Source organism: Bradyrhizobium sp. NBAIM03, assembly GCF_020194055.1.
GTDB classification, from domain to species: Bacteria; Pseudomonadota; Alphaproteobacteria; order Rhizobiales; family Xanthobacteraceae; genus Bradyrhizobium; species Bradyrhizobium yuanmingense.
On record NZ_JADYVS010000061.1, the window covers coordinates 1 to 5,208 of the forward strand.

Here is a 5,208-nt window from a genome sequence, read left to right on the forward strand (position 1 = left end):
TCGACGTAGCTGAACAGCTCGCCCGCTCGATTGTCGCCGCCGCGCACGCCCCATCTCCGAATCTCGTCGGAGCTAATGAATCACGGTCGCCGGTCGGCGGCGAGCACCTTTTTCAACAGCCTGCTAGTAGCTCGTCACAGTAGTTTTGACTCTTTGAGCATGTCTGGATAGGCGCGCCCCCAGTTTGCGCGCGAGCTTTGTCTGTTGTAAACATCTTGTTGATGCGGGCGCGAGCTTTGTTTCGCTGCCGCTCCCATGCTGCGATCGATCTCATTTCTGAGGCGTTTTGGATCCTCGATCTGGCGGCCGAGACATTGTCCTTGGGGCACGCCGATCTCGATCGTCAGACCCCAAATGAACCGTCGCGGCAAAATCGATCTGCTCCAAGCCAGATTGATCGGCGCAGAATGAACGGAGCTGCATCAAAAGTGATGGTGTGGAACGGCCCTTCGAACCGGCATCAAAGTGCCTAACGTGGTCGCGTAGAGAGCCGCCACAAAGGAGGGACCGCTCCATGGAGAGAACGGTGGGTTTGGATTTGACAAACCGCTCTTTCAAGTTCACGGCATCGCCGAAAACGGGAAAGTCCTGGTCCGTCGCACATTGCGGAGCGGGTTCGTTCTAAGCCGTTCATTGGACCGTTGGACCATTGGACCGCGCGTGAGGCAATGGACTCATCACCATTACTGAGCGCCCACGACGAAAAGAGGCCTGCCGCAACCCGGAGACGTCATTCACGGGGTATATCCACGGGAGTTGCACGTCGATCGAAATAGCCTCCAGGGAACGCGGTCATTCCAGGCATCGGCGTGTATGGGTGCCAGAGGGGAAGCCCAACCAGCCGCCCATCGAGTCGGATGACCAGCTTGCGAGCGGTCATGTCTGCTATTGCCGCGTCAATCTCAGCCTGCATTACATTCGCCGTCGCCAGCCGTTTGCGCAGGAGGGTTTCTGGCACGCCTTCGTCCGCGGCCAGAAGAATCTCGCGCTTGAGGCCCTTCACGCGGTGTTTGCACTCGACTGCTATGGCACGCGTGTCCTCGACGGTGAGCTCTTCGCCGCTATCACGCATCGACAGCATGGGTAGCTTCGGCTCATACCAAGATCTTAGCCAGGCATCGACACCCAGCGCAACGGCCTGCAGCCCCGGGCGGCGGTTCGCGTCGCCCGCTGCGTAATGACCGCCGACATCGTTGTCTTCACTGTCTTCGAAGTAGTAAACCTGATCCGCGAGATCGCCCTCCGACAGCGGATAGACGTAGCGATATGAGGCGGCCGGGCGCAGTTTCAGGCCGTATTTGTCCGCTGCGTAATGATAGGGGCTATAGCGCTGGTATCGCAGTCGCACTGTACGTCCTGGCTGCAGGTGATGCAATAGCGGCAAACAAGCGGCCATTTCCGAATACCATGCGTCGCTCTCGCCTGGGAAGCCCCACAGCACACTCCAACTGACCCGCACGCCGTACTGACGGCACCATTTTAAGAGCTGAACATTATGCGCTGCCGTCGTTCCCTTGCCCATTAACTTCAAGACGCGGGTGTCCAGGCTTTCGATACCTGGCTGGATCCAGCGGACGCCGGCACCGGCCAATTTCTCTACTTCGTGGCGTTTCAGATTCGCTTTCACCTCGAAAAAGATCGCGAGCTTCCTAGGTAATGCGGTGAGGGGGGGCAGCGCCTTTTCGAAGTAGTCAATGGCCAAAATATTATCGACTGCTTCAATACGCGACAAGCCGTAACGCGCCGACATTTCGATCATTTCCTCTACAGCCTGCTCGGCTGGTTTCTGACGGTAGGTGATGGATCCGCCGTTCAGCCCGCAGAACGTGCAGGGGCTGCGCTCGCCCCACCAGCAGCCACGAGAGAACTCCAACGGCAGTCCGGGATGGATACGATCGGCGTAGAGCGATCGCTTAAGTTCGGTGAAATAGTCCGAGAAATCGGGCAGCGGTAGGTCTCGCATGTTTTTAATTGCCGCCCTGGGTACCAAGTCGCGCATCGAGGTCGCGGGATAGCCGGCCTCGCGGTGCGCCGGACCGAAGACGCCAAATGGCAGGTCGGCCGATGAAATGTCTTTGCCACGGTGAAGGATGTCCCAACACAGCGCACCCATCAGTGCGTCGGCTTCGCCCGATACGATGTAGTTGATCCATGGGAAACGAGCATGAGTGGTTCGCCCCATCACCGACTCGCAATTTGCCCCACCCATGAGAGTGACAACGCCCGGCGAGCGCTCGCTCAATCGACGCAGCAATGCGAGCGAAGGGACATGCTGGCTAAAGGTAGAGGTGCACCCGACGATGACCGGACGATGCATCAGCACTTTGTCAACCGTCCAATCGATGAACTCCCCCATAAGCGACCGCAGCTTTTTGAAGTTCGTACGACGCTCGGCCATGCCTTTCCCGGCGTGCATCGGGTTACGATTAAAATACCTGTCGAGAAAAGCGTCGGGCTCGGGTTCGAAGTCGGGAAAGGCGACGCCTGCGAACAGCCAATCAACCAGAGCTTCCTCGGGCGGGCTACTCTCGAGGAGATGATAGTCAGGAAGTCCTATGTACTCCAGGAACCAAATGTTAGCGCATACTATGCTAGATCGCAGCCCGGCCTGCGTCAGCACCGACTTCAGTAGACCAAGCGCCAGCGATGGTCGTTCAACCGCCGACATCGGCATGTTGACTAGAACGATTGGCACATCAGAGCTCATCTCATTCCATCTTCCCTCAGAAACCATGTGGACAATGATGATGGCTTTAGATCGGCACCGCAAATTGAGACTGTTGTCAAGCATGCCTGACCCTTACGCCTTCGTGCAGGCCGTAGCTTAGTCACACAGTAGCAGGCCACAGGCTCGCGATAGCCGCGGCATCTTCAATCCCTTTGGCAAAGGTGTGACAGCTCGCACAGCGAAGGCGACTTCTGCGATCACGCCATAAGGCTCCCGACCGGCTGTCCCCAGGGCCCTTGCGGGACGCCAAGATCCGCAGATCCGTCAGGCTGATCTCTTGTTCCTTAACGCGACTCGGCATGATCCACTCGCATGTTGGGAGCCGCGCGGCTGGCCGCTTCGATGCGACCCGCCAGATCCTTGCTGGTCTGGGAAACGAAACGATCGTCGAGGTCTTCCTCAATTACTCCGGCGGTGTACAGCTGGTCCAGCAGGTCAGCAATTGCAAGCACGCTCCTTCCGTCAGCTGTGATCCGCGTAACCAGCTCGGACGCTGTGCAGTTGCCACACGCGATTAGATCGCCAACGGAGATCGGACCGAGGTTGTCGATTACCCGGTGTTGCATATTGCGTGAGCGAAGATGAAAGTGTGGGGTCCCTGCCTCGTAATGCAGGTCTCTGCGGAATCGGATCGGTAGATCGGGAGGGAGGCATTCGAACATATGTTGATCAATTGTTCTTTGTAGCCCATCACGGAACTCGTTGGCCGTCCGGAAGAAATGTTCAGCCACAATACGGTAACCGAGAGGCCAGCGATCGCTACCTGGCACCGGCGTCACTAGCTGCACGCGCCCCCGCAGCATATTCACAAGGAAGCCGGAAACGCAGGCGATCGTCGTATGATTGCGTTCCGGCACCCCAATTGAATTGTCTTTGTTGGCTCCTTTGAGCTTGTCCTTTCGTTCACGCGCGCGCCCGGCGAACGCTTTTGCAGTCAGCGCCCCCCTACCCTGCAGGATGAGTTCAACGCCCATTAGCTCCTCAGGCGAAAATGCGATGTGGATCTGATTCAGGTGACTTGTGCTCAGCACGGAGAAGCGATTCGTGACAGTGCGATACTGTCTAAACAGCTCAAGTACGCGCCGGGTGAGCGCCTGATCTTTAAGTGGCGCGGCCGTCGTTGTTTGCGGCAGCGCTCCCGTAATCTGATAGTAATCAAATAGAAATCGATCGTAGTGTGGGTTGTCCATAGGGTCCGTGGCCCAGTAGCAGAATCCAGTTCGGGTTGCCGAGCCAAACATTTCGTTCGCTACACCGACCACGCCGCGCCAGAGCTCCGCATTGTCTTTGCTATATTCGTAATACCCTTTGAAACGACCGGCCGAGAGGCCGCAGAACCAACAGCCGACGCTGCAGCCTTCGCTTAGCTCGAAAGCTATTACGGGGTGCGTGACCGACATCGCCGATCCTCCTAACTCCCCGTTGCAGCGGCGGATTTGGCGCTCGCGCCAAGCATGAAAGCGAGGGTTAGCTCTCGACATTTCGCCTTCGTCGCGCAAGAGGTCGCGATGACGCAACATCTCTCCTATATACTCGTCCCAAATCACCGCCAGCGGCCACGACGCACACTCCGGCTTAAAGCGGTATTTCAGGTGGGTACCGCGCCAGAGCGGCAGCATCTCGATCGGATCGACTTCGATGCCGTAGCGGTCGCTTACGAATCGAGGGGTGTTAATATTTTCCGAAAGCTCCCTGCGGAACTCCAGGTCCCCTACCAGCCGCTCCATGAAGCGCTTGATATGTGACAACGTGCGCAACTGCTCGGGAGTGCGTCGGTCAAAGATCTGGCGATAGTGTTTCGCTGCAACGGGGCGCATCACGTTAGCTTGTGCTGAGAAGTCTTCTTGCAGGCGGGACGGCGCGACTTCCATGGATCACCTTCATGGTCTCTAGGCACCGGCCCGTTATTGAGCAGCGGGCCGACGCGCTCACCAGACTAAGAACACGCGTTCAAACTAGGACCACAACTGCCTCAGCTACCGCCGCGACGGTAGTGGCCGCTTCCGCGTCTTGTACCGCGCTCGTGGTGACCTCCGCTGCCTCCACAACAGAGGTAGCAACCTCAGCTGCCTGCACAGTTGAAGTCGCGGTGTCGCTCGCCAGCGCGTCGAAGGGCTTATTCGTCGCCGCCTGTATGCTAATTGATCGGAGGTGATCTTTAGCTTCGTCAAGGGTGAAGGTGTAGCCGTGGCTTTTTCCGCTCGCCACAACCGATCCAAGACCTGTAGCACTCGGCCTTACTTCTTCGAGCAGATTAGCGTCATTTGACAGATCATTGACGAATCGCTCTACCTCTGATCGTGACATATCTCACTCTCCGAATTTCTCGATGTGGTCAAACGCCCCGACGGCCCTAGCAGGCTGTTGAAAAAGGTGCTCGCCGCCGACCGGCGACCGTGATTCATTAGCTCCGACGAGATTCGGAGATGGGGCGTGCGCGGCGGCGACAATCGAGCGGGCGAGCTGTTCAGCTACGTCGA

3 protein-coding genes are annotated in these 5,208 nt (G+C 57.7%); all 3 read right to left on the reverse strand.

From position 1 onward, the window contains the following. Positions 1–730 precede the first annotated feature (730 nt). Entirely contained in the window at positions 731–2,707 is a 1,977-nt protein-coding gene (locus I6F21_RS37110; protein ID WP_225184322.1) for a RiPP maturation radical SAM C-methyltransferase, read from the reverse strand. A gap of 305 nt (positions 2,708–3,012) precedes the next feature. Further along, positions 3,013–4,545 (reverse strand): radical SAM family RiPP maturation amino acid epimerase, encoded by a 1,533-nt coding sequence (locus I6F21_RS37115; RefSeq protein WP_225184324.1) that lies wholly within the window; start codon positions 4,543–4,545, stop codon positions 3,013–3,015. Positions 4,546–4,678: 133 nt separating this feature from the next. Next, entirely contained in the window at positions 4,679–5,035 is a 357-nt protein-coding gene (locus I6F21_RS37120) for a Nif11-like leader peptide family natural product precursor (protein WP_225184323.1), read from the reverse strand. Positions 5,036–5,208 lie beyond the last annotated feature (173 nt).